This is a genomic window from Micromonospora sp. NPDC049102 (genome assembly GCF_043197485.1).
GTDB lineage: Bacteria > Actinomycetota > Actinomycetes > Mycobacteriales > Micromonosporaceae > Micromonospora.
Genome location: NZ_JBICTE010000007.1, coordinates 1 through 25,567, shown reverse-complemented (window position 1 = coordinate 25,567; position 25,567 = coordinate 1). Strand labels below are relative to the sequence as shown.

The following is a 25,567-nucleotide window of genomic DNA, read 5'->3' as shown; positions in this document are numbered from 1 at the left end:
CTGCGCGGCCGCCGGTGGCGACTTCAAAATGGAGGATCGTCGGGCTGCGTCACGTCGCCGCTGCGGACAGCGAGGTTCGCGGGACCGGCAGATCCACCGGAGGGGGCAGGGATGGCACGAGACGCGCGGGGTGGCCGACCTGCCACGCCCCGACCCCGGGTGCAGGTGGCGGCGCTGGTCGTGGCCGGGATCTTCCTGCTGATCGGCGTCCTCGGCTACATCCCCGGCATCACCACCGACTACGGCGAGCTGACCTTCGCCGGGCACCACTCGGACGCCAAACTGCTCGGCGTGTTCCAGGTGTCGATCCTGCACAACGCGGTGCACCTGCTGTTCGGGCTGGTGGGCCTGGCGCTGGCCCGCAGCGTCGCCGGCGCCCGACTCTTCCTGGCCGGCGGCGGCGCGATCTACCTGGCCCTCTGGCTGTACGGGCTGGCCATCGAGGCAGTCGACGAGGACGGCGGCGCGAACATCCTGCCGGTCAACGACGCCGACAACTGGCTGCACCTCGCCCTCGGCTTCGGCATGCTCGCGCTCGGGCTGCTGCTGTCCAACGCGGCGGGCACCGGCGGACGCCTGGACAGCCCGATCGACAGGCCCTGAGCTGCCGATCCACCGGGAGGCGTCAGGCCGCGACCGGAGGCGTCAGGCCGCGACCGGGAGCCGCTTGGCGAAGCAGACGCTGTACGGGTTGCCGACGTACTCGCCGTACACCGGGATCGGTTCGTAGCCGCACGACGTGTACAACCCGATGGCCGCCGGCAGGTACGTGCCGGTCTCCAGGCAGACCACCGAGTGCCCCTGCCGGAACGCGCACTCCTCCAGGGCGGCGAGCAGCTGACGGGCGATGCCCCTTCCCCGGTACGCCGGTCGGACGTACATCCGCTTGACCTCGCCGGTGACGGCGTCGAGCGACTGGAGCCCACCACAGGCGACCGCCCGACCGTTCACCACCACCGCCAGATAGCAGATGTCATCGTGGGTGAGGGTGACCTGCCCGTCCAACCCGCCGTCGGCCTCGCGCAGCTCACGCTGCTGTGCGCGGGTCAGGACGGCGATCTCGGGATCGGTGGCGGGTCGCGACTCGATCAGCATCACCCGACGCTAGGCGGGGAGGATTTCGCGCAGGTTTCCAGCAGTCGACCCGATCACGGAGCGCAACCGGCTACTCGGCGTCGTCCTCGATGTCCTCGATGTCCTCGACGTCGTCGTCGTCGGACGAGTCCGCGCCCACCTCGTCCGCCGAGCGCACCCGGCGGGCCTTGCGGGCTGCCAGCCGCTCCGCGGCCGAGGCCCGGTTCGACTTGTCCTCCAGGCGTAGGTCGGTGCCCCGGTTGCCGGGCACGAACTCGACGCCCGCGTACAGCGTCGGCTGCCAGTCGAACTCGCGCGCACCGATCCGGACCAGGTCACCGGGCTCGGCGCCGGCCTTGGCGAGCTTGTCCTCCACGCCGAGCCGGGCCAGCCGGTCGGCGAGGTAACCAACCGCCTCGTCGTTGTCGAAGTTCGTCTGCTTGACCCACCGCTCCGGGCTTACACCGCGCACCGTGAACGAGCCGTCGGCCTCGGCGGTGATGGTGAAGCCGGCGTCGTCCACGGCCGTCGGACGGATCACGATCCGGGTCGGCTCGGCCGGCGGGGCCGCCTTACGCTCCGCCTCGACCAGCTCGGCCATGGCGTACGTCAGCTCCTTGAGCCCTTCCCGGGTGGCCGCGGAGACCTCGAACACCCGGTAACCGCGCTCCTCGAGGTCCGGGCGGACGATCTCGGCGAGGTCCCGACCGTCCGGCACGTCGACCTTGTTGACGGCCACCAGCCGTGGGCGGTCGGTCAGACCGCCGTACTGGCTCAGCTCGGCCTCGATGGCGTCGATGTCGGCGACCGGGTCACGGCCGGGCTCCAGCGTGGCCGAGTCGATGACGTGCACCAGCACCGCGCAGCGCTCGATGTGCCGCAGGAACTCCAGGCCCAGGCCCTTGCCGGTGGCCGCGCCCGGGATCAGGCCCGGCACGTCGGCGACGGTGAAGGTGTGGTTGTCCATCCGGACCACACCGAGGTTGGGCACGAGGGTGGTGAACGGGTAGTCGGCGATCTTCGGCTTCGCGGCGGAGATCACCGAGATCAGCGACGACTTACCCGCCGACGGGAAGCCCACCAGGCCCACGTCGGCGACGCTCTTCAGTTCCAGCACGATGTCCAGTTGGTCGCCGGGCTCGCCCAACTCGGCGAAGCCCGGAGCCTTGCGCTTGGCGTTGGCCAACGACGCGTTGCCGCGCCCGCCGCGCCCGCCGCGGGCCACCTCGAAGGTGGTGCCCGCGCCGACCATGTCGGCGAGCACGGTGCCGTCGGTGGTCTGGACCACGGTGCCGTTGGGCACCTTCAGCACCAGGTTGTGGCCGTTGGCCCCGTCCCGGTTCGACCCGGCGCCGCCCTTGCCGTTGTCGGCCTTGACGTGCGGGTGGAAGTGGAAGTCGAGCAGCGTGGTCACCTGCGGGTCGACGACCAGCGACACGCTGCCGCCGTGCCCGCCGTTGCCACCGTCCGGCCCGCCGAAGGGCTTGAACTTCTCGCGGTGGATCGAGACACAACCGTGCCCACCATCACCGGCCTGCAGATGCAGGACGACCCGGTCAACGAACGTCGCCACGGCGTCAATCCTTCCAGCGAGGGTCGACCCCGCACTTCGAAAAAGCGAAGCGGGCCGGGACCCGGAGGTCCGCGGCCCGCCCAGCGAGGAGAACTACTGCTGCGGAACGATGCTGACGGTCTTGCGACCGCGCTTGGTGCCGAACAGGACCGCACCGGCCGACAGCGCGAACAGCGTGTCGTCGCCGCCACGGCCGACCAGGTCACCGGGGTGGAACTTGGTGCCACGCTGCCGGATGAGGATCTCACCGGCGCTGACGACCTGACCACCGAAGCGCTTCACGCCGAGTCGCTGGGCCGCGGAATCGCGACCGTTACGCGAGCTGGACGCACCCTTTTTGTGAGCCATTGGAGGACGACCTACTTCCCGCTGGAGATGCCGGTCACCTTGACCTGGGTCAACGGCTGGCGGTGACCCTGGCGCTTGTGGTAGCCGGTCTTGTTCTTGAACTTGTGGATCCGGATCTTCGGGCCCTTGGTGTGCGCGGCGATCTCGCCGGACACCGCGACCTCGGCAAGCTTCGCCGCGTCGGTCACCAGGTCGTCACCGTCGACGAGGAGCACCGCGGTGAGCTTCACCGCGTCACCGGGGGCACCGGTGAGCTTCTCGACCTCGATCACGTCGCCCTCGGCGACCTTGTACTGCTTGCCGCCGGTCTTGACGATCGCGTACATCGGAGGCGGACTCCCTGTCGTTGAGGCTGCTGGCGGTCGTCCCCGCGGCGGCTCGCCGGGTAGCAGTGCACGGCGGCGCGGGCACGCGGGAACTCGGCACACGAAAGGTGGGCCGCAGGCAAGAGTACGCCATTGCCGGCGTGGACCCCAAACCGGCCCGCCCGGGTCAACCGGCGCAGAGCTGATCGAGGCGCTGTTGGAGCCGGTCCAACTCGGTCTCGTCGATCGACTCGACGTCGACGCCGAGCGCGGCGACCTCCGTGCCGAGGTCACTGAGCAGCGTCTTGAGCTGCGCGTCGGCCGCCCGTGTCCCCTGCTCTCGCAGCGCGGCCCGCCAGCCGGCCAGAGCCGCCTGTGCCCCGTCGCGGGCCACGCCGGCCGTGACGGTGTCGCCCGCGCCCACCGCCGCGAGCATGCGGCCCACCTCCGCCACGTACTCACGGACGGCGGTGGCACCGGCCCGCTGCGACTCCGCGCAGACCTGGGCGTCGCCGCCCACCACAGCGCCACCCACCGGCGTACCGGTCGATCCTCCCGACCCCGCGGCCGACGCCGACGGGTCGGAACCGCCGGTCACGCCGACCGGGCCCGCGTCACCGGGCCGGCCGTCCGAGCAGCCCCCTCCGGCGACGAGCACGGCCACCAGCAGGGTACGAGCGAGCAGGCGACGCATCTTCTTCTCCTGACCGGGGCCGACCACTACCGGGTCGGGGGTGACCGGAGCGGCGAGGTCCCTCCCCCGACACATTGCCGGAAAAGGGACCTCGTCAAACACCGGGCCGGTCAGCCGTCAGAAACACCGGGCCGGTCAGCCGTCAGGGGCGGGTCCGCCGACGGGCGCCACCCCGGCGGGAGCGGCGACGTCCGGCACCACCCTCGGTGGCCTCCTCGTCGCCGTCGGCGTCGACGTCGGCGAGAGCGTCCGGGTCGTCCGCTGCGGCCAGTCGGACCGACTCACCCCGCTGACTGTCGGACACCGCCGGAGCGGCCTCCGTCTCCGTCTCGTAGCGGGACAGGTCGTACCCCATGGTGTCCTGGTAGTCGGCGTCCGGTTCGGCGCGGGTGTCGGTGTCGACGACCTCGGCCACCGCGCGCTCGGCCGGGGCGCTCTTGCGCGCCCGGCGACGGGAGGACGGCGTGCCGTTCTCCCCAGCCGGAGCGGCCGGAGCGGCCGGAGCGGCCGGCGCCGACGACGCCACCGCCTTGACCTTCTCCGCGGCCCCGCCGTTGCGCGGCTTTTCCGGCACCGGCTCGGTGTGCATGATGACGCCCCGACCCTTGCAGCACTCGCAGGTCTCGCTGAACGCCTCCAGCAGGCCCGCGCCGATCCGCTTACGGGTCATCTGCACCAGACCGAGTGACGTGATCTCGGTCACCTGGTGCTTGGTGCGGTCCCGACCCAGGCACTCGGTGAGTCGGCGCAGCACCAACTCCCGGTTCGACTCGAGCACCATGTCGATGAAGTCGATCACCACGATGCCGCCGATGTCCCGCAGCCGGAGCTGGCGGACGATCTCCTCCGCCGCCTCCAGGTTGTTGCGGGTGACCGTCTCCTCCAGGTTGCCGCCGGAGCCGATGTACTTGCCGGTGTTCACGTCGACGACCGTCATGGCCTCGGTCTTGTCGATCACCAGCGAGCCACCGGAGGGCAGGAACACCTTGCGGTCCAGGCCCTTGATGATCTGCTCGTCGATCCGGTACTCGGCGAACACGTCGTTCGTGCCGACGTGCCGACGAACGCGGTCGACCAGGTCCGGGGAGACGTGCGACAGGTACGACTCGACCATGCCGTACGACTGCTCGCCCTCGATCACGAGCTCGCGGAAGTCCTCGTTGAACAGGTCCCGGACCACCCGGATCACCAGGTCGGGCTCCTCGTAGAGCAGCACCGGAGCGCCGCCCTCGGCGGCCTTGGCCTGGATGTCCTCCCACTGCGCCTGCAACCGCTTGACGTCGCGGGCCAACTCGTCCTCGCTGGCGCCCTCGGCGGCCGTACGGACGATCACGCCCGCGCCGTCCGGGACCAGCTTCTTGAGCACGTCGCGGAGACGCTTGCGCTCGGTGTCCGGCAGCTTCCGGCTGATACCCGACGCGTTGCCGTTGGGCACGTAGACCAGGTGCCGACCGGAGAGCGCGATGTGGCTGGTGAGTCGCGCGCCCTTGTGCCCGATCGGGTCCTTGGTGACCTGGACCAGCACCGAGTCGCCGGAGCGCAGCGCCTGTTCGATCGAGCGGGCACGCCCCTCCAGCCCGGAGGTGTCCCAGTTGACCTCGCCGGCGTAGAGCACCGCGTTGCGGCCCCGGCCGACGTCGACGAACGCCGCCTCCATGCTGGGCAGCACGTTCTGCACCTTGCCCAGGTAGACGTTGCCGGCCATGGTGCCCGAGGAGTTGCGGGTGACGTAGTGCTCGACCAGCACGCCGTCCTCCAGGACCGCGATCTGGGTGCGGTCGCCGCGCTGCCGGACCGCCATCACCCGGTCCACCGCCTCCCGGCGGGCCAGGAACTCCGACTCGCTGAGGATCGGCGGGCGCGTACGCCGCTGCTCCCGGCCGTCCCGCCGACGCTGACGCTTGGCCTCCAGCCGGGTCGAGCCCGACACACCCTGGACCTCGTCGACGGTCTTGCGGGGCTCACGGATCTTGACCACGGTCGGCACGCCGTCGTCGGCGGCACCTTCGGTGTCACCCGCACCCCGGCGGCGACGGCGACGGCGACGACGGGTCATCCCGTCCCCGCCCTCGGACTCCTCGTCCTCGTCACCCTCGACCTCGGCCTCGGCGGTCTCTTCCTCGTCGGCCTGCGCCGCCTCGTCGGACTCCTCGTCCTCGGCGTCGTCGGCACCGCCCTTGCCCCGGCCCCGACCACGGCGACCGCGCCGGCGGCGACGGCGCGCGGCGGCGCTGTCCTCGTCGTCCTCGTCCGCCTCGGTGGCCTCCTCGACCTCCTCGGTCGGCTCCTCCTCGGCCTCGATGACCTCGACCGGCTCCACCGGCTCCGCGTCACGGCGAGCGCGCCGACGTCGACGGGACGGCTCGGCCTCGACGACCGGTTCCTCGGCGATCGGAGTGGCCTCCACCGGACCGACCACCGGCACGGCGTCCGGCTGCGGCGCCATGAACAGCACGGTGGGCGCGGAGAGCGCGGCGCGCCGACGGCGGGTCTTCGGCGGCGCGGCCTCGACGACCTCGGCGGGCTCGACCGGCTCGTCGACGACGTTGGCCACGGCGACACCGGGCTCCACGTCGCCGAACGCCTGCTCGGTGGTCGGGCCGGTCGGGGTCTGCGCCTCGTCCAGCTCGGCTTCCGCCTCGCGCAGGTCGGACTCGGCCGGCGTCTCGGCGGCAGGCTCGTCGGCCGGGGCGGGCTCAGGCTCGGTGACGGCGGCGGGCTCGGGCTCCACCAACGCGGCGGGCTCGGTGACGGCGGCGGGCTCGGGCTCGGTGACGGCGGGCGTCGCCTTCTTGCGCCGGGTGCGGGTCACCTTGACCGGCGGGACGACCTCGGGCGAGGCCAGCTCGGCGCTGGCCGCGACCAGCGGCTCCTCGGCGGTCGTCTCGACGGGAGCGGCCTTGCGACGGCGTCGGGGGGTCTTCGGGGCGACGTCCAGGTCGCCGGAGATCGGGGCGAAGACCTCCGCCTGCGGCGACTCGACGGCGCCGACTCCACCGGTGGAAGCCTCGACGGGCGCCTCGGCCTGCTCCGGCTGGTTGAGCGGTGCGGCCCGTCGCCGGGTGGCCCGCGCCCGTCGCGGCGGCGCTGCGGGCTCGACGCTCTCGGCAGCGGGCTGTTCCGTGCCCGCCGCCGAAGGAGTGCCGGCGGTGCCATCGGTGGTGCTGCTCTGCTCAGCGGTGTCGCCGGCCGGCTGTGAACCGGTCCGTTCGCCGCCCTCGGGCTCGTTCTCGAGCATGGACGTTCTCCAGTTCTGGCTGCCCCGGGCGCGGGTGAGCGCTGCCACGCAGGGTCGCCGCAAAAGTGTTTCCGCCGGACGCGCGTGGTGCGCGACCGCCGAAGTCTGCCGACAAGAGCCCTGACCGTCGGTCAGTGCCCAACGATGGCTGCCCCGTCGCGGTCCGCATCCAACGGATCCACGATCGCTCCCTGCGCGGTCAGCGTGCCCTGAGCCAGCCGGGTCACCCTCGGCGAGACCGGCGGCTCCAGGTCGGCCACCACGCGGAGGCCGGAAAGGACGTCATCGGGCCGTACGGACGGGGTGACCTGCCGCACGACCAGTTCGAGTATCGCACACGGTACGGCCGGCACCCCGGAAGGTGCCTGCGTCGGGGCCAGGACATCGATGGACATGACGGCAGCGCGGGCGTCGAAAGTCCGTCGCCCCTGCTTGGTCATCCGCTCGACCAGAACCTCGTCGGCGGCGGCGAAGGCGTCCACGGCCGCCCGCAGCGTCGTCGCGTCGACCTCGGGCAGCTCGATGCGCCAGTGCGAGGCCTCGATGCGGTCGGCCAGGCTGCCACCTTCGGCGATCACCACCTCCAGCACGTCCAGCCCCGGCGAGAGCGCCGCGTCGAGTGCGGCACGCAGCGCCTCCGGTTCGACCGCCGCCTGGAGGCCGATCTCCAGGTACTCCGCCTCGCTCGCCACCCCGGTAGGAGCGGCGCTGGCGTAGGAGATCTTCGGGTGCGGGGTGAAGCCCTGGGAGAAGGCGATCGGAACGGCGGCACGGCGCAGCGCGCGCTCGAAGGCCCGGGCGAAGTCCCGGTGCGAGGTGAACCGGAGCGGGCCGCGCTTGGCGTACCGGATGCGGGCACGCTGCACGACCGGCGCCTGCCCACCCTCCGGCTGGTTTCTCTTACTGATCGTCTCGCTCCTCGAAACTCAGCACCGCCCCCCGGGGTCGGGTCAGGAGGCGGGGGTCTTCAGGGGGGTGATCGGCGTCAGGGGCAGAAGTTTCTTGCCGGTCGGGCCGATCTGGATCTCCGTGTCCATCGAGGGGCACACGCCGCAGTCGAAGCACGGCGTCCACCGGCAGTCGTCCTGCTCGAACTCGCTGAGCGAATCCTGCCAGTCCTGCCAGAGCCAGTCCTTGTCGAGGCCCGAGTCCAGGTGGTCCCAGGGCAGGACCTCCAGCCCGTCGCGCTGCCGGGTGGTGTACCAGTCGAGATCCACCCCGAACGCGGGCAGCGTCTCGGCCGCCGCGTCAACCCAGCGCTGGTACGAGAAGTGCTCGCTCCAGCCGTCGAACCGGCCGCCGTTCTCCCAGACCTTGCGGATCACCGAGCCGACCCGACGGTCACCCCGGGAGAGCAGGCCCTCGATCAGCGACGGCTCTCCGTCGTGGTAGCGGTAGCCGATCGCCCGGCCCAGCGAACGGTCGCTGTTGATGGCCTGCTTGAGGATCTTGAGTCGGTGGTCGATGACCTCCGGACGCTCCATGGCGGCCCACTGGAACGGGGTGTGCGGCTTCGGCACGAACCCGCCGATCGAGACCGTGCAGCGGATGTCCTTGGAGCCCGTGGCCGCCCGACCAGCCTTGATCACCTCATGGGCCATCTGGGCGATCTCGAGGACGTCGTCGTCGGTCTCGGTGGGCAGGCCGCACATGAAGTAGAGCTTCACCTGCCGCCAGCCGTTGCTGTACGCGGTGACGACCGTCCGGATCAGGTCTTCCTTCGACACCATCTTGTTGATGACCTTGCGGATCCGCTCCGACCCGCCCTCCGGGGCGAAGGTCAGGCCGGTACGCCGCCCGTTGCGGGACAGCTCCTGGGCGAGGTCGATGTTGAAGGCGTCCACCCGGGTCGACGGCAGCGACAGCGACACGTTGGTGCCCTCGTACTGCTGGGCGAGGCCCGAGCACATGTCGCCGATCTCGGAGTGGTCCGCCGAGGAGAGCGACAGCAGGCCCACCTCGGAGAAGCCGGAGAACTCCAGGCCCTCGCGCACCATCTGCCCGACGGTGGTGATCGACCGCTCCCGCACCGGACGGGTGATCATGCCGGCCTGGCAGAAGCGGCAGCCCCGGGTGCAGCCCCGGAAGATCTCGACCGCGTACCGCTCGTGGACCGTCTCGGCCAGCGGCACGAGGGGCTTCTTCGGGTACGGCCAGGCGTCCAGGTCCATCGTCGTGCGCTTGTGTACCCGGAACGGCACGTCTGCCCGGTTCGGCACGACCCGCTGGATCCGCCCGTCCGCGAGGTAGTCCACGTCGTAGAAGCGCGGCACGTAGACGCTCTCGGTACGCGCCAGCCGCAGCAGCAGCTCGTCGCGGCCACCCGGAGAGCCCTCGGCCTTCCACTCCCGGACGATCGCGGTGATCTCCAGGACGGCCTCCTCGCCGTCGCCGAGCACCGCGGCGTCGATGAAGTCCGCGATCGGCTCCGGGTTGAACGCGGCGTGCCCGCCGGCCACGATCACCGGGTCGGCGTCGGTGCGGTCGGCAGCCAGCAGCGGGATGCCGGCCAGGTCGATCGCCGTGAGCATGTTGGTGTAGCCGAGTTCGGTGGAGAAGGAGATGCCGAACACGTCGAACCCGCGCACCGGCCGGTGCGCGTCGACGGTGAACTGCGGCACGCCGTGCGTGCGCATCAGGCTCTCCAGGTCGGGCCAGACGGCGTACGTCCGCTCGGCGAGGGTGTCGGGCAGCTCGTTGAGCACCTCGTAGAGGATCTGCACACCCTGGTTGGGCAGGCCCACCTCGTACGCGTCGGGATACATCAGCGCCCAGCGCACCGTCGCGGCGTGCCAGTCCTTGACCACCGCGCCCAGCTCACCGCCGACGTACTGGATCGGCTTGGAGATCTGCGGGAGCAACGGCTCCAGCCGGGGCCAGACCGACGGCTCCGGGTCGCGGCCCGGCGTCGGACGCGACGAACCGGAGTCGTCGCTCGAATTGGTCGCGGCCGCGCGTGGCGTCATGGACGGGGCACTCATGATGCCCAAGGGTACGCGTCCGCCCGGCGGTGACCGCGCGCACGGCACGATGCGGCCCGGTCGGTGACGCTGGTCCGACGCCGTCGCCCCGGTGCCCGGGGGGCGGTGGTGGCGGCACGGTACTAACCTCGGACCGGCGCGAGAGGAGATTGCCGCGATGCCGGAGCCCCAGCCGGGAGCACGGCCGGACGACGGGCGCACCCCGGGCCCCGAACCGGACGACGCCTCGGCGGTCGCCGACGAGTCGACCTCCCCACCCGTACCACCGGACCAGCCCGCCGCCCCCGACCAGCCGGCACCCCCGGCCGACCCCACTGCGGCGACCCCGCCGGAGCCCGGCAGCACGCCGGACCAGACCAAGGTGGAGTCCCACGCCACGCCGGAGCCGACGGCTCAGGAGCCGACGCCCGAGCCCGAGCCCGAGGCCAAGTCCGCGCCCGAGGCCAAGTCCGCGCCCGAGGCCAAGTCCGAGCCCGAGCCCGAGCCTGAGGCCAAGTCCGAGCCCACGGCGCAGGAGCGCGCGGGCGACAGCCCCGACTCCCCCGCCGCGCCGGCCGTGCCCCGGTGGAGTGGGTCCGCACCGGTGCCGCCCCCGCTGCCGCGCCGTCGCGCCTGGGGGGAGTCGGCCGAGCCGACCCCACCGCCGTCCCTGCCCGAGCAGGCGCCCGAGCATCGCGCCCCTGTCGATCCGTGGGCCGGGGTGGACACCGGCGGCTGGGACCTGCCCTCCGCCGAACTGCCTCCGCTGCCGCCGACGCTGGACTACCCGGTTCCGCCGGTGACCCGGCAGTGGTCCGTGCCGCCCGCGCCGCCGGTCGGGACGCACCCGGTGTCACCGCCACCGGCCCACCAGCCGCCGCACGTCTATCAACCGCCGCACGGCCACCAACCGCCGCACGGCCACCAACCGCCGCACGGCCACCAGCCGCCGCACGCGCACCAGCCGCCGACCGCCTACCCGCCGCCGCAGGCCCGACCCACCCCGGCGGCTCGACCCACCGCCGCCCGACCCGCCGCGCCGGTCCGCCCGGCGCCGCCGGCCCGGGTGCCGAAGCAGCGCCGGGGCCGGCGGTCGGCCACGCCGCCGGGCTGGGAGGCCCCCAAGGGGTACGCGCCCCCTCCGGCACGCCGACGGCGTCGCTGGCCCTGGCTGCTGTTGCTGAGCCTGGCCTGCTGCTGCGGGTGCCCCGCCTACTACGGTCTGCCGGTCTCGTCCCAGTACCCGGCCCGCGCCGCGCTGCCCGAGCAGGTCGCCGACCTGAGTCTGCGTCAGGACGACGGCAGCGCCGAGACGGCCAAGCAGTTGGAGAGCGAGGTTCGCCAGGAGCACTGGCTGGCCGAGGACACCTTCGCGGGCGTCTACGCGACGGCGGACGGCAAGCGGGTGACGGTCTTCGGTGGCACCGGCTTCCGACTGACTCCCGAGGCGGACGCGGACGAGGAGATCACCCGACTCGGTGACCGCTACGCGCTGGAGGCGCCCGAGACGGTGCAGACCGGCGTACGGGGTCGCTACGAGCGCTGCGCGGTCGGCCGGCCCGCCGGCGGCGACGTGGTGGTGTGCACCTCGGTCGACCACGGCAGCATCGCCACCGGGGTGTTCACCCGGCTCTCCGTCTCCGACAGCGCGACGCTGCTGGACACCCTGCGCACGCAGATCGTCCAGCCCAAGCAGGGCTGAACCGAGTCCGTGACGCTGTGTGAGATCACCCGGGCGACCTGCGGCGGAAAGCCGTATACCTGTGGGTTATAAATATGACTCACAGGTATACCTCCGTCCGACGCGAGTGCCTCCCGCGAGACGCGTCGCGCCCCGCGCGCACGGGGCGGCGGGTCAGGCGTCGCCGGCCGGATCGGTGTCGGCGCGCTTCGGGGCGTAGCGCGGGACGTACTCCTGGCCGGTGAGCTTCTGGATCTCGCTCATCACCTCGTCGGTCATCTGCCGCAGCGAGGTGCGGTCGTCCGGGCGGCCGGTGAAGTCCAGCGGCTTACCGAACTTGACGGTGATCTTGGCGGTGCCGGGGCGGGGCACCCGGGCGCCGATCGGCTGTGCCTTGTCCGTGCCGACCGTGCCCACCGGGATGATCGGCACGCCGGCGGCGATCGCCAGCCGGGCCGCACCGGTGCGTCCCCGGTAGAGCTTGCCGTCCGGGGAGCGGGTGCCCTCCGGGTAGACCACCACCAGGTCACCACCCCGCAGCGCCGGGATGGCGGCGTCGAACGCGGACAACGCGGCACGCCCGCCGGCCCGCTCCACCGGGATCGCGCCCAGACCGGTGAGGACGAACTTGGAGAACGCGCCCTTCGCGCCGGTGCCGGTGAAGTACTCCGACTTGGCCCAGAACGCCAGGTGCCGGGGCACCACCGTGCCGAGGAACAGCTCGTCCGCCACCGAGAGGTGGTTGCCCGCGAAGATAGCGCCGCCGGTCTCCGGCACGTGTTCCAGACCCTCCACGGCCGGGCGGAACGCCAACCGCAGCGCGGGCGCCACGGTGAGCTTGCCGATGGTGTAGAGCAGGGGCACTGGTCCTCCGGCAGATGAGGTGCGAACAGGCGGTGTCACGGTAGCGGACGCCTCCACACCCCGCAGACAGCAGGTGTGGAGGCGTTCGCGTCCGTGCCCTACGACCGACGGACGGTGACCGTCACCCGCTCGCCCTCGCCCACCTCACCGGCGAAACCGTCGAGGCCCTCGGCGAAGTCGACCGAGTCGGCCAGCACCTCACCCGACACGAACTCCATGTACGCGGCCACCGCGGCGCGTACCTCCTCGGACGCCGACACCGACACCACGATCCGGTCCGACACGTCCAGGTCGGCGTCGCGGCGGGCCTGCTGCACCACCCGCACCACGTCGCGGGCCAGGCCCTCGGCGGCCAACTCCGGGGTGACCTCGGTGTCGAGCACCACCACGCCCTCGCCGCCGGGCAGCGGCGCCGAGTGCTCGGCGTCGGCCGCCACGAGACGTAGCTCGTACTCGCCCTCGGCCAGGGTGATGCCGGCCGCCACCGGGGCGCCGTCGACCAGCTCCCACTCCCCCGCCTTGACCGCCTTGATCACCTGCTGGACCTGCTTGCCGACGCGCGGGCCGAGCGCCCGGGGAACCACGGTCAACACCTGCTCGCAGTACGCGGACAGTTCGGCACTGAACTCCACCGCCTTCACGTTGACCTCGTCGGCGATCAGATCGGCGAACGGGCGTAGCTGCTCCGCCGCCGGCGAGGCCACCGTCAACGTCGACAGCGGCAGCCGTACGCGCAGCCCCTTGGCCTTGCGCAGGGACAGCGCCGCCGAGGCGACCGCCCGGACGTTGTCCATCGCCGCCACCAGGTCGTGGTCGGCCGGGAACTCGCTCGCCTCCGGCCAGTCGGCCAGGTGCACCGAGCGCTCCCCGGTCAGCCCGCGCCAGATCTCCTCCGCGGTCAGCGGCGCGAGCGGCGCCACCACCCGGCAGAGCGTCTCCAGCACGGTCGACAGCGTGTCGAAGGCGTTCGCGTCACCGGACCAGAACCGGTCCCGGGACCGGCGTACGTACCAGTTGGTCAGCGCGTCCAGGTAGGACCGCACGGTGGCACACGCGCCCGAGATGTCGTACGCGTCCATCTGCGCGGAGACCGTCGACACCAGCTCGTTCGTCTTCGCCAGGATGTACCGGTCCAGCAGGTGCGTCGAGTCGGTACGACGCCGCGCCCGGTACCCGTCGGCGTTGGCGTAGAGCGAGAAGAAGTACCAGACGTTCCACAGCGGCAGCAGCACCTGTCGCACGGCGTCGCGGATCAACGTCTCGGTGACCGCCATGTCCCCGCCCCGCAGCACCGGCGAGGACATCAGCATCCAGCGCATCGCGTCGGAGCCGTACGCGTCGAAGACGTGGTAGACGTCCGGATAGTTGCGCAGGCTCTTGGACATCTTGCGCCCGTCCGAGCCGAGCAGGATGCCGTGGCTCAGGCAGTTGCGGAACGCCGGCCGGTCGAACAACGCGGTGGCCAACACGTGCATCGTGTAGAACCAGCCGCGGGTCTGCCCGATGTACTCGACGATGAAGTCACCCGGGTAGTGGTGCTCGAACCAGTCCGCGTTCTCGAACGGGTAGTGCACCTGGGCGAACGGCATCGACCCGGACTCGAACCAGCAGTCCAGCACCTCCGGCACCCGGCGCATCATCGACTGACCGGTCGGGTCGTCCGGGTTGGGGCGGACCAGGTCGTCCACCTCGGGCCGGTGCAGGTCGGTCAGGCGTACGCCGAAGTCCCGCTCGATGTCGGCGAGCGAGCCGTAGACGTCCAGGCGCGGGTAGTTCGGATCGTCGGACTTCCACACGGGGATCGGCGAGCCCCAGAACCGGTTCCGGCTGATCGACCAGTCCCGCGCGTTCGCCAGCCACTTGCCGAACGAGCCGTCCTTGATGTGGCCGGGCGTCCAGTTGATCTCCTGGTTCAGCTGGACCATCCGGTCCCGGAACTTCGTCACGGCGACGAACCACGACGACACCGCCTTGTAGACCAGCGGGGTGTCGCAGCGCCAGCAGTGCGGGTACGAGTGGGTGTAGGTGTCCTGCCGCAGCACCACCCCCCGCTCCTTCAGCTCCCGGATCACCGGCTTGTTGACGTCGAAGACCTGCTCACCCTGGTACGGCGGCACCAGCGCGGTGAACCGCGTGTGGTCGTCCACGGTGACGATGGTGGGGATGCCGGCCGCGTTGCAGACGTTCTGGTCGTCCTCACCGAACGCCGGGGCGAGGTGCACGATCCCGGTGCCGTCCTCGGTGGTGACGAACTCCGCGCCCAGCACCTGGTACGCGTTCTCGCCGGCCTGCTCGACGAGGAAGTCGAACAGCGGGGTGTAGCGGCGTCCGACCAGGTCCCGGCCGTACACCGTGCCGACCTGCTCGTACCCGTCCAGCTCCTTGGCGTACGCGGCCAGCCGCGCCGCGCCCACCACGAACCGTTCCCCGTCGCGTTCCAGCACCGCGTACTCGATGTCCGGCCCGACGGCGAGCGCCAGGTTCGACGGCAGGGTCCACGGCGTGGTCGTCCAGACGCCCAGCTTGACCGGCCCGCGCACCAGCTCCGGGGCGGACTCGTCGGCGGTCAGCCCGAACCACACGGTAAGTGTCGGGTCGTGCCGGTCCCGGTAGACGTCGTCCATCCGGGTCTCGGTGTTCGACAGCGGGGTCTCGCAGCGCCAGCAGTACGCCAGCACCCGGAAACCCTCGTAGATCAGACCCTTGTCGTGCAGGGTCTTGAAGGCCCACATGACGCTTTCCATGTAGTCCAGGTCGAGGGTCTTGTAGTCGTTGGTGAAGTCGACCCAGCGGGCCTGGCGGTTGATGTACCGCTCCCAGTCCTGGGTGAACTCCAGCACCGACGTGCGGCACGCCTCGTTGAACCGGGCCACGCCCAGGTCGATGATCTCCGCCTTGCTGGTGATGCCGAGTTGCTTCTCGGCCACCACCTCGGCGGGCAGACCGTGGCAGTCCCAGCCGAAGCGCCGCTCCACGTGCCGCCCGCGCATCGTCTGGTAGCGCGGCACCACGTCCTTGACGTACCCGGTGAACAGGTGGCCGTAGTGCGGCAGGCCGTTGGCGAACGGCGGACCGTCGTAGAAGACGTACTCGTTCTTGCCGTCGTCACCAGCCGGACGGGCCTCGACGGACACCTCGAAGGTCTTGTCGGCCGTCCAGTGCTCCAGCACCCGGCGCTCGACCGCGGGCAGGTCCGGGCTCGCCGGGACACCGGCGGCGGTCGGGTCGTGCAACGGATAGGCCATCGGGGGTCGCTCTCCTCATGCAGCTCACGCAACGTGGGTCTGCGAGGACGAACCTTCCGGGGTACGCCGACGACGACGCTCCCGGGTGGTCCGCGGTACCACCCCGCTTGGCGGTCAGGATCGACCGCCCGCTCATTGGCCGGCTGTGACGGGCCGCACCCGTCCGGTTCTACTGGGCCGGTTACCCGGCTGTTCTTCCGGAGGCTCACCGGTGATAGCCGGTTCATCGCCATACGAAGCACAACGATACAAGACCAACCCCCCGCCCCGCCCCCGACTAAACCCCCACCCCGGGCCCCCGTTCCCGGGGGAAGGGGTGGTCAGCGGCTCGCTGGCACCCCGTGGGTCAGCACGGGGCGTCCCGCCGGGCGCACGCCGGAGCGGCGTTCGCGTCGGCGCCGCCCAGCAGCGCGCCGCCGGCGACTCATGGGTGACCCCGTCGGTCTACCGGGCGCAGATGACCACGGTCGGCGGTCCGGGTGACGGGCGCCGGAACGCCTGTTGTCCGACGGGCGCGAACGGGCTACCAGCGCGGCTTGACCCCGGTGACCGGCGCGCGCAAACTTCGCCGGTGCGTCCGCTCAACCACGACGAGTTCCAGGCCATGCGTCGATTCCCCGCGCTGGACGGCCTGCGGGCCGTGGCGGCCGTCATGGTCTTCGCCTTCCACTTCGGCGGTCCGTCCTGGGCCTGGTTGACGGGCTGGATCGGCGTACACCTGTTCTTCGTGCTCTCCGGTTTTCTCATCACGACGCTGCTGTTGCGGGAGGAACACCGCTACGGGCGGGTCTCGCTGCGCGCGTTCTACCTGCGGCGGTTCTTCCGGATCATGCCGGTGTACCTGCTCGTGCTCCTGCTGACCTGGGCGCTGGCCCGGCTCAACGGCACTGCCGACGCGGTCGAACGCGCACTGGCGTACTACCTGCTCCTGCTCAACGACTTCCTGCCGGCCAACGCCCCGTACCTGCACTCCTGGACGATCGGGATCGAGCAGAAGTTCTACCTGCTCTGGCCGGCGATCGCCTTCGTGCTGGTGACCGGCGCCTTCCGGCGCCGGCTCGCCGTCACCCTCGGGCTCCTCGTGCTCCTCGTCGCGCTGATCCCGCCGGAGATCGCCTGGCTGAGCTGGCCCATCCACTACGTGGCGATCCTGCTCGGTTGCCTGACCGCCGTGCTGATGCACCACCCGCGCGGCTTCGCCCTCCTCCGGCCGCTGACCCACCCGCTCACCGCCAGCGTGGTGATCGTGGCCTTCGCCGCCGTGCAGGTGGCCGTGCGGTACTGGCCGGTCCGCCTCGGCCAGGAGGCGCTCATCGGCAGCTACGCGGCGGCCGCCGCGCTGCTGCTGCCGGCTCTGCTGTCGCGCAGCGTCCTGGCCCGTGTGCTGGGGCTGCGGCCGCTGGTGTTCGTGGGCGAACGGTCGTACTCGATGTACCTGGTCCAGTCCATCGCGGCGCACGCGGCGGTCGGGCTGCTGCCCGCGCTGGGGCGGCACGGCACCGGCATCTTCGTGGGCGCCGTCGTGGTGGCGTTGGTCCTCGCGGACGTGCTCTACCGCTGGGTCGAGCTACCGATGATCAAGGTGGGCCGCGACCTGGCGGCACGAGTGTCCCGACCCGCACCCCGCGACCAGGACCGCCTACCCGGCGAGGTCGACGGTTTCGTCCGGCTCCCGCGCCCCCGCGAGGTGCTCCCGGACACCGTCCCCGCGACCCGTGGCTGACCCAGCCGAGTGACCGGGCTCATAGCCCCGGTTGTCACAGCGCGGCCGGATCGGACCGTCGTAGCGGTGTCGAACCGATCAAGGAGGTTGCTGTGCAACGGATGAAGCTTTTCGAGGTCGTCCGGTTCTGCGCCGGGATCTACGGCCCACGCCGCGAGTGGACGGCCCGGCGGGTCGAGTTGAACGGCGAACCCGCCATCCTGCTCACCCGCGCCGACGGCGGCCGCTACACGATGACCGCCGCCGCCGGTCGGATCACCGGGATCTACGTGGTGGGCAACCCGGAGAAGCTACCGCCGGTCGACTGAACCCGACGCGGTCAGCCCAGCTCGGGGAACCAGAGCGCGATCTCGCGCTTGGCGCTGTCCGGCGAGTCGGAGGCGTGCACCAGGTTCTCCCGGTTGGACAGCGACAGGTCACCGCGGATGGTGCCGGCGGCGGCCTTGCGGCCGTCGGTCGCGCCGACCAACCCACGGACCACGTCGATGACCTCGTCGCCGGAGAGGACCAGGGCGACCAGCGGGCCACCGGTCATGAAGTCCTTCAACGGGGGATAGAAGGCCTTGTCGACGTGCTCGGCGTAGTGCGCGTCCGCGAGCGCGGCGTCCATCGTCCGGTGCACCATCGCGTCGATCCGCAGCCCCTTGCGCTCGAAGCGGGAGAGGACCTCGCCGACCAGACCGCGGCGGACCGCGTCGGGCTTGATCAGCACGAGGCTGCGCTCTTCCGGGCTGTTGCTGGACACGCTGGGTTCCTCCTGTACGCGCAGAACGCTTGGGGTCGGTACGGTCAGCGTAGCGACCCGGTCCCGGCGCCGGCGCGGCGGCCGGTCTTTCCACCGGTGGCCGATCCGGCCTAGCCTGGCCCTGACCCCCGGGAGGTCCACTGTGGCGAATGGCGGGAACCGGCCCATCGCGCCGGTACGCAAGCTGGTCGGCACGGTGCTCGGCACCGTGGCCACCTTCGTCGTCCTCTTCGGGCTGGGCATGACCAGCTGGGCCATCGTCGCCCTCGGTGTCGCCCTGCTGGTGCTGGCGATCGCGCTGGCCACGGTGAAGGGCGGCGGGCGCACCTGGGTCGTCGGCGTGGCGCACGTGCACAGCGCCTCCGAGCCACCCACCCAGTACGCGTTCGGCCGGTGCGATCTGCAACTCGTCATCGACGCGCCCGGCCTGCCACCCCGATCCAAGAAGATCATCGAGCCGCGGGTGCCGGTCTCCAAGTGGCCGTCGCTGGGCCAGACCCTGCCCATCCGGGTCGCTCTCGACGACCAGCGGCACGTCAAGGTCCTCTGGGACGAGGTGCCCACCCACGCCGAGACCGCCGCGGCCGTCGCGGACCTCCCGCCCGAGTTCGGCGACATCGACCCCGTGGACGAGGTGCTGATCGAGCAGGACGCCCCGCCGTGGGCGGACCGCGCGCCGGACGACGACTTCCGCGATCCGCGCGGTGGCGACCCGTTCCGCGATCCACGCGGTGGCGACCCGTTCCGCGACCCGCGCGGCCCCGATCCCCTGCGCGACGACCGGGCCCCCGACGAGCGCGAGCCGGTGGTGGTGAGCCAGGCCCCCGGCGGCCCGGTGGTCCTCGAAGGCGTCGTCGTCGAGCAGCAGGCCGGCGCCGGACTGCCTCGGCGGGCCACTCCCGCACCCCGCCCGGCGGCCGAGGAGCACTTCGACCAGCCCGGCGCCGACCCTGTCGACACGGGCCACGACCGCGTCGGCGAGCCCGGCGTCGACCACGTCGCCGCGGCGGCGGGGGCCCGGACCGCAGCAACCTCGGACCGTCCCGACCGGGCCACCGAGACCCCGCCGACGCAGCGGACCGGTCCGGCCGCCACGGATCCGCTGGACCCGCTGGACCCGCCACTGGACGAGCCGACCCCGGCCGGAGCGGCCCGCGAGACCGTCACGGCCGAGTCCCTGGACGAGGCGATCTTCGGGTACGACGGGGCGTCGGCGACCGACCCGGCCGGCCCGATCAGCGGCGTCGGCCTGACCCTGCTGGTCACCGACCTGTCCCGGTCGCTCGGCTTCTACCGCGACATGCTCGGCTTCACCGAGGTCGACCAGGGCACCGGCAACGCGGTGCTCGCCTTCGGCGCGACCCGGCTGGTGCTGCGCGAGGTCACCGGTGCGGCACCGATCAGCCGCCGGCTCGTGCACGTCAACCTCGAGGTGGACGACATCGAGGCGGCGTACGGGCGGCTGCGCGACTCCGGCGTCCGCTTCACGTACGCCCCGCGGGTGGTCAACCGGGGCAGCAAGCTGGAGGTGTGGGCGGCGGCCTTCCGGGACCCGGACGGCCACGGCATCGCCCTGACCCAGTGGCGCGAACGCGCCGACGCCTGACCCGGCCGGGTCGCTCAACCGGGTCAGGCGTCAGCCGAGGATGACCCGGCGGACGTGCAGCGCGTACGCCCACACCAGCGCGAAGATGATGCCCAGCACCAGCAGCGACCAGTGCAGCAGCCCGGCCACGATCAGCAGGCCCTGCAGCACGGTGCCGGCGTGCCACGCCCAGGGGCGGCGCATCATCCCGGCGAGCAGGATGGCGGCCACCGCCAGGGCCACCACCACGGCGATCGCGGCGCCGCCGAGGTCACCGCCGACCACCCGGATCGGCTGAATGGCCAGCAGCAGTACCAGCGCCTCCAGGCCGAGCGTGCCGGCGCCGAGGCCCCGGACGGCGCCCTGCGGGTTACGCAGCCCGGAGCGCCGCACCTGTCCGGCCTCCGGCTCCCCCACGGGCGATCCGGGCGTACCCGCTTCGTCGCGCGACGAACCTGCCTCGCTGTGCGACGGACCTGCCTCGCCGCGCGACGGGCTGGTCGGATCGTCGGTGGCGCGCGGGTCGCGCTCGGGGCCGGTCACCGCTTCAGGAGCCGGCGGGCGTCGGCCACGGTGACCACCGAACCCGTGACCAGGACACCGACGCCGCTCAGCTCACCGGGGACGTCCTCCTCGGCCAGCGCGACCGCCAGCTCGATCGCGTCCGGCACCTCCTCGGCCACCTCGACGCGCTCCTCCCCGAAGATCTCGACGGCGAGCGCGGCGAGCTCCTTCGTCGGCATCGCCCGGGGCGAGCTGTTACGGGTGACCACCACGACGTCGGCCACCGGCTCCAGCAGCTCCAACAGGCTGCCCGCGTCCTTGTCGGCGAGGACGCCGACCAGTGCCACCAGCTTGCTGAACGCGAACTCCTCCTGGAGAGCGGTCACGGTCGCCGCCATGCCGTGCGGATTGTGCGCGCCGTCCAGCAGGACGGTCGGCGCACTGCGGACCCGCTCCAGCCGACCCGGGGAGCTGGCCGTGACGAACCCCTCCCGGACGGCTTCGACGTCGAGCTGTCGGCGGGCCCCCGCCCCGAGGAACGCCTCCACGGCGGCGAGCGCCACCGCTGCGTTCTGTGCCTGGTGCGCGCCGTGCAGCGGGATGAACACGTCGTCGTAGACGCCACCGAGACCCTGCAGCTTGAGCACCTGGCCGCCGACGGCGACCGCCCGGCTCAGGACGCCGAACTCGGCACCCTCACGGGCGATGGTGGCACCCACCTCGGAGCAGCGTTCGAGGAGGGGACGCGCGGCCTCCTCCTCCTGCGCCGCGGAGATCACGGTGGCGCCGGGGTGGATGATGCCGGCCTTGGCCAGCGCGATGTCCTGGAGCGTGTCGCCGAGCCACTCGGTGTGGTCGAGGCCGATCGGGGTGATCACGCAGACCCCGGCCTGGATGACGTTCGTGGCGTCCTCGGCGCCGCCGAGCCCCACCTCGACCACCGCGATGTCGACGGGCGCATCGGCGAACGTGGCGAACGCCAGCGCGGTCGTCATGTCGAAGTACGTCAGGGGCTCGTCGGACCGAGCGTCCACCAGCTCCGCCAGCGGCTTGATCTCCCCGTAGACCGCGGCGAACCGTTCCTCGCTCACCGGCTCGCCGTCCAGACTGATCCGCTCCCGGACGGTCTCCAGGTGCGGACTCGTGTACCGGCCGGTGTGCAGGCCGAAAGCCCGCAGCAGAGAGTCGATCATCCGCGCGGTGGAGGTCTTGCCGTTGGTGCCCGTCAGGTGGATCGACGGGTAGGCCCGCTGCGGACTACCGAGCAGGTCGAGCAGCGACTCGATGCGGTCCAGCTCGAACACCATGCGGGTGAAACCGCGGGCGTTCAGCTCGGCTTCGGCGGCGGCGAAATCGGTACGGTCGGTCACGAGGTGAGCGTCTCCAGAGCAGCGTCGATCCGGACCAGGTCGGCCTCGGCGGTGGCGAGTCGGTCGCGGATCTTCGCGACGACCGGCTCGGGGGCCTTGCCGACGAAGGCCGGGTTGTCGAGCTTCGCCCGAGCCTGCCCGACCTCCTTCTCGGCGGCCGCGCGGTCCTTGGTCAGCCGGGCCCGCTCGGCGGCCACGTCGATCGACCCCCGGGTGTCCAACGCGACACCTACCGCGCCGGGCATGGCCAGCGTCGCGCTGGCCTGGAAGTCGTCACCGGCGGGGTCCAGGCGGACCAGCGACCGGATCAGCGGCTCGTGCGAAGCGATACCCGCGCCGGACAGTCCGTCCAGGCGCGCCGCCACCCGCTGCGTCGGGCGCAGCCCCTGGTCGGAACGGAACCGGCGGATCTCGGTGACGACCCGCTGCACGCCGACCAGCTCGGCCTCGGCGGCGTCGTCGACAAGCGACCGGTCGGCCACCGGCCAGGCGGCAGCCTGCACCGTCTCGCCGCCGGTCAACGCGAGCCACAGCTCCTCGGTGACGAACGGGATGACCGGGTGCAGCAGCCGCAGCAGCTGGTCGAGCACATGCCCGAGCACCCGACGGCTGGCCTCCGCGCGCTCACCGCCCTCGGCGAGCACCGGCTTGCTCAGCTCGACGTACCAGTCGCAGACGTCGTCCCAGGCGAAGTGGTAGAGCAGATCGCACACCTTGGCGAACTCGTACGCCTCGAACTGCTCGTCGACCTCGGCGGTGACGTGCGACAGCCGGGACAGGATCCAGCGGTCGACGGTGGAGAGCTGTTCGACGGGCGGCAGCTCACCGGTGGTGTGCGCGCCGTTCATCAACGCGAACCGGGTGGCGTTCCACAGCTTGTTGCAGAAGTTACGCGAGCCCTGGCACCACTCCTCGCTGACCGGCACGTCCTGGCCGGGGTTCGCGCCCCGGGCCAGGGTGAACCGGGTGGCGTCGGCGCCGTACCTGTCGATCCAGTCCAGCGGGTCGACCACGTTGCCGAACGACTTCGACATCTTCTTGCCGAACTGGTCGCGCACCATGCCGTGCAGCGCGACCACGTCGAAGGGCGGCCGGCCGTCCATCGCGTAGAGGCCGAACATCATCATCCGGGCGACCCAGAAGAACAGGATGTCGTACCCGGTGACCAGCACGCTGGTCGGGTAGAACTTCGCCAGGTCCGGGGTCTCTGCCGGCCAGCCGAGGGTGGAGAACGGCCACAGGCCGCTGGAGAACCAGGTGTCGAGGACGTCCTCGTCCTGGTGCCAGCCCTCACCGGTCGGCGGCGTCTCGTCGGGGCCGACGCACACGATCTCGCCCGCCGGGCCGTACCAGACCGGGATGCGGTGCCCCCACCACAGCTGGCGGGAGATGCACCAGTCGTGCATGTTGTCGACCCAGGCGAAGTAGCGCTTGGCCAGCTCGGCCGGCTCGATGCGGACCCGACCGTCGCGCACGGCGTCACCGGCGGCCTGCGCGAGCGGGGTGGTGTTGACGAACCACTGCAACGACAGCCGCGGCTCGACGGTCGTCTTGCAGCGCGAACAGTGCCCCACCGCGTGCACGTACGGGCGCTTCTCGGCGACGATCCGGCCCTGCTCCCGCAGCGCGGCCACGATCGCGGGCCGCGCCTCGAACCGGTCCAGCCCCTCGAACGGGCCGGGCACGGTGATGACGCCACGCTCGTCCATGACCGTCAGCGCGGGCAGGTCGTGCCGCTGGCCGATCTCGAAGTCGTTCGGGTCGTGGGCGGGCGTCACCTTGACCATGCCGGTGCCGAAGGACGGGTCGACGTGCGCGTCGGCGACGATCGGGATCCGCCGGCCGGTGAGCGGCAGCTCCACCTCGGTGCCGATCAGGTGCTGGTAGCGCTCGTCGTCGGGGTGCACCGCCACGGCGGTGTCGCCCAGCATCGTCTCGGCCCGGGTGGTGGCCACCACGACCTCGTCGCTGTAGCGGATGGAGATCAGCTCACCGTCGTCGTCGGTGTGCTCCACCTCGATGTCGGAGAGCGCGGTCAGACAGCGCGGGCACCAGTTGATGATCCGGTTGGCCCGGTAGATGAGGCCGTCGTCGAAGAGCTTCTTGAAGATCGTCTGGACGGCACGGGTCAGGCCGGCGTCCATGGTGAAGCGCTCGCGGTCCCAGTCGACGGAGTCGCCGAGGCGGCGCATCTGGCCGAGGATCGCGCCACCGGACTCGGCCTTCCACTGCCAGACCCGCTCGACGAACTTCTCCCGGCCGAGGTCGTGCCGGGACAGGCCCTCGGCGGCGAGCTGGCGCTCGACCAGGTTCTGGGTGGCGATGCCAGCGTGGTCCATGCCGGGCAGCCACAGGGCCTCGAAGCCCTGCATCCGCTTACGCCGCGTCAACGCGTCCATGAGCGTGTGCTCGAACGCGTGGCCCATGTGCAGCGAGCCGGTGACGTTGGGCGGCGGGATGACGATGGTGAAGGGGGGCTTGTCGCTGTCGGCGGAGGCCCGGAAGTGCCCAGCGGCTACCCACTGCTCGTACCGTCGCTGCTCTACCTCGCCGGGCTGGTACTGGCCGGCAAGGGTCAGGGCGTCGGGGCGTCGGGCATCCAGTCTCTCGGTCACCTGACAAGTCTACGGAGGGCTTCCGCAGACCTGACGTGCGCCACCTCTCGTTCGCGTACGGTGTCGGCTATGTCCGACGCACATCTCACCGAGCGGTCGCTCGACCACAGCCGCGAGCCGGTCGAACTGACCGAGGAGCCGATTCAGCTGAGCACTCGGGACACCGGCGGCGACCCCGACGAGCGCTCCGGTGGCTGGTCCCGGCGTCGCAAGATCGGCTGGACGGTCGCGCTGGTGGTCGGTCTCGCGGGGGCGGGCGTGTTCGGCGTCGGCGGATGGCGTGTGGCACAGCAGAAGGACACCCGGCTCACCTCACCCGAGCAGGTGGCGGGGTTGACGCGGGACGACAGCGAGCGGGCCAGGAGCACGGCGGACTACCTGCGCAGCGGCCTGGCCGCCGACATCGACCTGGACCGTAGTTTCGGGACCGTCTACCGCGACCCGGCCGACGACAAGCGCTCGGTGCTGGTCTTCGGCGGCACCACCCTGCTGTGGCAGCCCGAGCGCGACTTGAACAGCCTCTTCGGCCTGATGTCCGACGAGACCGGCGCGGTGACCGGCCTACGGGACGTGCCCGCCGGCGACCTGGGCGGCGTCATGAAGTGCGGCAGCACCAGCGGTGAGGGTGGCGACTTCGCGGTGTGCGGCTGGGCCGATCACGGCAGCGTCGCGATGGCGATGTTCCCCGGCAGGTCGGTAACCGACGCCGGCTCCCTGCTGCGCGACCTCCGCGACGGCATGCAGACCCGGAACTGACCCACCCCCACCCCCACCCCACCCCTTCCCCACCCCACCCCCTTCATGGTTGATCATGAAGTTATTGCGGCGACACGCCGACAGCGGTGGCAATAACTTCATGATCAGCGGGGGTGGGGGGTGGGGTGGTGTGTGTGGGGGTAGATATGGATATAGAGATAGGGCCACCCCTGTTCAGGGTGGCCCTATCTAGAAGATTGTCCGGCGGTGTCCTACTCTCCCACACCCTCACGAGTGCAGTACCATCGGCGCTGGAGGGCTTAGCTTCCGGGTTCGGAATGTGACCG

19 protein-coding genes, 1 rRNA gene and 1 pseudogene are annotated in these 25,567 nt (G+C 71.6%); 6 read left to right on the top strand and 15 right to left on the bottom strand.

What is annotated here, in order from left to right; genetic code table 11:
* Positions 1–111 precede the first annotated feature (111 nt).
* The gene (locus ACGFH9_RS09920; RefSeq protein ID WP_393217201.1) at positions 112–603 is read left to right on the top strand and encodes a DUF4383 domain-containing protein; all 492 of its coding nucleotides are present in this window, start codon (positions 112–114) and stop codon (positions 601–603) included.
* Positions 604–645: 42 nt separating this feature from the next.
* On the opposite strand, the gene ACGFH9_RS09915 is transcribed toward ACGFH9_RS09920, so the two are convergent.
* The 8 genes from ACGFH9_RS09915 to ACGFH9_RS09880 all read right to left on the bottom strand — a co-directional run bounded on the left by ACGFH9_RS09915 (position 646) and on the right by ACGFH9_RS09880 (position 10,213).
* The gene (locus tag ACGFH9_RS09915) at positions 646–1,095 is read right to left on the bottom strand and encodes a GNAT family N-acetyltransferase (RefSeq protein WP_393217200.1); all 450 of its coding nucleotides are present in this window, start codon (positions 1,093–1,095) and stop codon (positions 646–648) included.
* 70 nt (positions 1,096–1,165) lie between these two features.
* Positions 1,166–2,647, bottom strand: a complete 1,482-nt coding sequence (gene obgE, locus ACGFH9_RS09910) for a GTPase ObgE (protein ID WP_393217199.1) — start codon at positions 2,645–2,647, stop codon at positions 1,166–1,168.
* A 93-nt stretch (positions 2,648–2,740) separates the two neighbouring features.
* Positions 2,741–2,995, bottom strand: a complete 255-nt coding sequence (gene rpmA, locus ACGFH9_RS09905; protein ID WP_074313740.1) for a 50S ribosomal protein L27 — start codon at positions 2,993–2,995, stop codon at positions 2,741–2,743.
* 11 nt (positions 2,996–3,006) lie between these two features.
* Entirely contained in the window at positions 3,007–3,321 is a 315-nt protein-coding gene (gene rplU, locus ACGFH9_RS09900; protein ID WP_007464063.1) for a 50S ribosomal protein L21, read from the bottom strand.
* Positions 3,322–3,487: 166 nt separating this feature from the next.
* Complete coding sequence (locus ACGFH9_RS09895) at positions 3,488–4,069, bottom strand: hypothetical protein (protein WP_393217198.1); 582 nt, start codon at positions 4,067–4,069, stop codon at positions 3,488–3,490.
* 67 nt (positions 4,070–4,136) lie between these two features.
* A complete protein-coding gene (locus ACGFH9_RS09890; protein WP_393217197.1) occupies positions 4,137–7,232 on the bottom strand; it encodes an Rne/Rng family ribonuclease in 3,096 nt (1,031 codons plus the stop codon).
* Between the two features lie 131 nt (positions 7,233–7,363).
* Complete coding sequence (locus tag ACGFH9_RS09885) at positions 7,364–8,098, bottom strand: TIGR03936 family radical SAM-associated protein (RefSeq protein WP_393217196.1); 735 nt, start codon at positions 8,096–8,098, stop codon at positions 7,364–7,366.
* A gap of 84 nt (positions 8,099–8,182) precedes the next feature.
* Positions 8,183–10,213 (bottom strand): TIGR03960 family B12-binding radical SAM protein, encoded by a 2,031-nt coding sequence (locus tag ACGFH9_RS09880; RefSeq protein ID WP_393217195.1) that lies wholly within the window; start codon positions 10,211–10,213, stop codon positions 8,183–8,185.
* A gap of 658 nt (positions 10,214–10,871) precedes the next feature.
* On the opposite strand from ACGFH9_RS09880, the pseudogene ACGFH9_RS09875 reads away from it, so the two are divergent.
* Positions 10,872–11,894: pseudogene (locus tag ACGFH9_RS09875) on the top strand (hypothetical protein); the annotation flags it as partial.
* 153 nt (positions 11,895–12,047) lie between these two features.
* Here the strand turns inward: ACGFH9_RS09875 and ACGFH9_RS09870 are convergent.
* Positions 12,048–12,737, bottom strand: coding sequence for a lysophospholipid acyltransferase family protein (locus ACGFH9_RS09870; protein WP_393217194.1), 690 nt, complete (start codon positions 12,735–12,737; stop codon positions 12,048–12,050).
* Between the two features lie 98 nt (positions 12,738–12,835).
* The gene (gene ileS / locus ACGFH9_RS09865) at positions 12,836–15,982 is read right to left on the bottom strand and encodes an isoleucine--tRNA ligase (RefSeq protein ID WP_393217193.1); all 3,147 of its coding nucleotides are present in this window, start codon (positions 15,980–15,982) and stop codon (positions 12,836–12,838) included.
* Positions 15,983–16,553: 571 nt separating this feature from the next.
* On the opposite strand from ileS, the gene ACGFH9_RS09860 reads away from it, so the two are divergent.
* Complete coding sequence (locus tag ACGFH9_RS09860) at positions 16,554–17,705, top strand: acyltransferase family protein (RefSeq protein WP_393217192.1); 1,152 nt, start codon at positions 16,554–16,556, stop codon at positions 17,703–17,705.
* A 101-nt stretch (positions 17,706–17,806) separates the two neighbouring features.
* Positions 17,807–18,013: a hypothetical protein gene (locus ACGFH9_RS09855; protein WP_393217191.1), complete on the top strand. Its 207-nt coding sequence runs from the start codon at positions 17,807–17,809 to the stop codon at positions 18,011–18,013.
* A gap of 11 nt (positions 18,014–18,024) precedes the next feature.
* On the opposite strand, the gene ndk is transcribed toward ACGFH9_RS09855, so the two are convergent.
* Positions 18,025–18,450, bottom strand: a complete 426-nt coding sequence (gene ndk / locus ACGFH9_RS09850; protein ID WP_393217190.1) for a nucleoside-diphosphate kinase — start codon at positions 18,448–18,450, stop codon at positions 18,025–18,027.
* Positions 18,451–18,592: 142 nt separating this feature from the next.
* Between ndk and ACGFH9_RS09845 the strand changes: the two genes are divergently transcribed.
* Positions 18,593–20,056 (top strand): VOC family protein, encoded by a 1,464-nt coding sequence (locus tag ACGFH9_RS09845; protein WP_393217189.1) that lies wholly within the window; start codon positions 18,593–18,595, stop codon positions 20,054–20,056.
* Positions 20,057–20,086: 30 nt separating this feature from the next.
* Here ACGFH9_RS09845 and ACGFH9_RS09840 read toward each other — a convergent pair whose 3' ends face one another.
* The 3 genes from ACGFH9_RS09840 to ACGFH9_RS09830 all read right to left on the bottom strand — a co-directional run bounded on the left by ACGFH9_RS09840 (position 20,087) and on the right by ACGFH9_RS09830 (position 24,524).
* Positions 20,087–20,452, bottom strand: a complete 366-nt coding sequence (locus ACGFH9_RS09840) for a DUF4233 domain-containing protein (RefSeq protein WP_393217351.1) — start codon at positions 20,450–20,452, stop codon at positions 20,087–20,089.
* Positions 20,453–20,574: 122 nt separating this feature from the next.
* Positions 20,575–21,909, bottom strand: a complete 1,335-nt coding sequence (locus ACGFH9_RS09835) for a bifunctional folylpolyglutamate synthase/dihydrofolate synthase (RefSeq protein ID WP_393217188.1) — start codon at positions 21,907–21,909, stop codon at positions 20,575–20,577.
* Positions 21,906–24,524 carry a valine--tRNA ligase gene (locus ACGFH9_RS09830; protein WP_393217187.1) on the bottom strand — a complete coding sequence of 873 codons (2,619 nt, stop codon included), beginning with the start codon at positions 24,522–24,524 and terminating at the stop codon, positions 21,906–21,908. The genes ACGFH9_RS09835 and ACGFH9_RS09830 overlap by 4 nt, the downstream gene beginning before the upstream one ends.
* Positions 24,525–24,593: 69 nt before the next feature.
* On the opposite strand from ACGFH9_RS09830, the gene ACGFH9_RS09825 reads away from it, so the two are divergent.
* Complete coding sequence (locus ACGFH9_RS09825; RefSeq protein WP_393217186.1) at positions 24,594–25,280, top strand: hypothetical protein; 687 nt, start codon at positions 24,594–24,596, stop codon at positions 25,278–25,280.
* Between the two features lie 199 nt (positions 25,281–25,479).
* Here ACGFH9_RS09825 and rrf read toward each other — a convergent pair.
* Positions 25,480–25,567, bottom strand: a 5S ribosomal RNA gene (gene rrf, locus ACGFH9_RS09820); the annotation flags it as partial.

What these genes read in the sequence shown, in the direction of transcription:
- ACGFH9_RS09920 (WP_393217201.1), top strand. Translation starts at nt 112, where the DNA reads ATGGCACGAGACGCGCGGGGTGGCCGACCTGCCACGCCCCGACCCCGG.
- ileS (WP_393217193.1), bottom strand. Translation starts at nt 15,982, where the DNA reads ATGGCCTATCCGTTGCACGACCCGACCGCCGCCGGTGTCCCGGCGAGC.
- rplU (WP_007464063.1), bottom strand. Translation starts at nt 3,321, where the DNA reads ATGTACGCGATCGTCAAGACCGGCGGCAAGCAGTACAAGGTCGCCGAG.
- rpmA (WP_074313740.1), bottom strand. Translation starts at nt 2,995, where the DNA reads ATGGCTCACAAAAAGGGTGCGTCCAGCTCGCGTAACGGTCGCGATTCC.
- ACGFH9_RS09915 (WP_393217200.1), bottom strand. Translation starts at nt 1,095, where the DNA reads ATGCTGATCGAGTCGCGACCCGCCACCGATCCCGAGATCGCCGTCCTG.
- ACGFH9_RS09825 (WP_393217186.1), top strand. Translation starts at nt 24,594, where the DNA reads ATGTCCGACGCACATCTCACCGAGCGGTCGCTCGACCACAGCCGCGAG.
- ACGFH9_RS09895 (WP_393217198.1), bottom strand. Translation starts at nt 4,069, where the DNA reads ATGTGTCGGGGGAGGGACCTCGCCGCTCCGGTCACCCCCGACCCGGTA.
- ACGFH9_RS09880 (WP_393217195.1), bottom strand. Translation starts at nt 10,213, where the DNA reads ATGAGTGCCCCGTCCATGACGCCACGCGCGGCCGCGACCAATTCGAGC.
- ACGFH9_RS09855 (WP_393217191.1), top strand. Translation starts at nt 17,807, where the DNA reads ATGAAGCTTTTCGAGGTCGTCCGGTTCTGCGCCGGGATCTACGGCCCA.
- ACGFH9_RS09890 (WP_393217197.1), bottom strand. Translation starts at nt 7,232, where the DNA reads ATGCTCGAGAACGAGCCCGAGGGCGGCGAACGGACCGGTTCACAGCCG.